Genomic DNA, 1,103 nt, shown 5'->3' with positions numbered 1-1,103 from the left:
GGCGCAGTTGTTCGGCCGAGAGTCATGCCAGCCGGTAGAGGGCGGGTTGTGCGGAGATGGCGTTGGCGGCGAAGTTGGCCAGGACGAACCGCCGGAACGAGGGCCGGAAGATCATCTTCGGCGCCACGTCGCGCAGGCGGTCCCACCGGCAGTGGTTGATGATGCCGTAGTCGCGCGGCTCCCCGGGGAGCGGCTGCATGACCCGTGAGTTGTCCAGCCCGGTGTTGACCGCCCACCATCCCGCCGTGTATTCCCACACCGGGACGAGTTCCTTTTCCTCCTGCCCGTAGAAGAAGTTGAACAGGAACACCCCTTGCCGCGTGGCCTCGACATCGCCCATATTGCGCGGGTTGGCGGCAGCGACTTCGAAGGTACGCCGGGCCCCGGCCTCGACGAGGTGTGTGAGTCGACGGTAGTGGGCGTGGGTCCGCAGTGTGTCGATCATTGCGGGGGTAGTGACCTCGATGAGGATCACCACGTCGTAGCGGGCCGGTCGCAGCCGATCCGCGGCGACCGCGCGGCGCAGCAAGCGGTGGTTCTCGCCGAAGACCAGGTGGGCGAATCCTCGGAACACGGTGGCGCGCACGACCTCCGGGAGCCGCTCGAGATCCGCGGTGACCGTTTTGGCCTCGCGGATCAGGCGAGCCTTGGCTCGGCTGCCGGGCAGGAACATCGGCCGGCGGTCGACCTCGGCTGCGAGCAGGAGATATCCGGTGCCGCTCGGTGCGACCAGTGCGGCCTGACTCGGGTTGAGGTGTTCGTTCACGATGCGCATGTTCGCACTCCATTCTCTCCTTTTGCCAACACCCGTTTGCCAACGAGTGTTGGCAACCATCATGCACCCATGACTCCGGGGAAGTCAACAACTGTTTGCAAACGGTTGTTGGTATACACTGCGGGACATGAGAAGGTCGTCGGCGCAGACCAAGGCCGTGATACTGGAGGCCGCCCGGGAGCGGTTCGCCGCCGATGGGTACGACCGCACGACGATCCGCGCGATCGCCGGCGATGCCGGCATCGATCCGTCCATGGTCATGCGCTACTACGGCAGCAAACAGCAATTGTTCGCCAGTGCAGCGGATCTGGACCTGGAACTGCCCGAC

Annotated in this window: 2 protein-coding genes; one reads left to right on the top strand and one right to left on the bottom strand. The window is 65.2% G+C overall.

The features are described from left to right. Window positions 1–22: 22 nt before the first annotated feature. On the bottom strand, window positions 23–775 hold the full coding sequence (locus tag ON19_RS30840; RefSeq protein ID WP_043700778.1) for a hypothetical protein: 753 nt from the start codon (window positions 773–775) through the stop codon (window positions 23–25). Between the two features lie 127 nt (window positions 776–902). On the opposite strand from ON19_RS30840, the gene ON19_RS30835 reads away from it, so the two are divergent. After that, window positions 903–1,103 (top strand): TetR/AcrR family transcriptional regulator (locus ON19_RS30835; RefSeq protein ID WP_043700780.1); only part of this gene is annotated, 201 nt, incomplete at its 3' end.

Origin of the sequence: Nocardia abscessus NBRC 100374, assembly GCF_000308455.1 — a bacterium.
Classification (GTDB): domain Bacteria; phylum Actinomycetota; class Actinomycetes; order Mycobacteriales; family Mycobacteriaceae; genus Nocardia; species Nocardia abscessus.
Note: the sequence above shows the minus strand (reverse complement) of the source record. Positions and strands in the feature narration are given on the sequence as shown.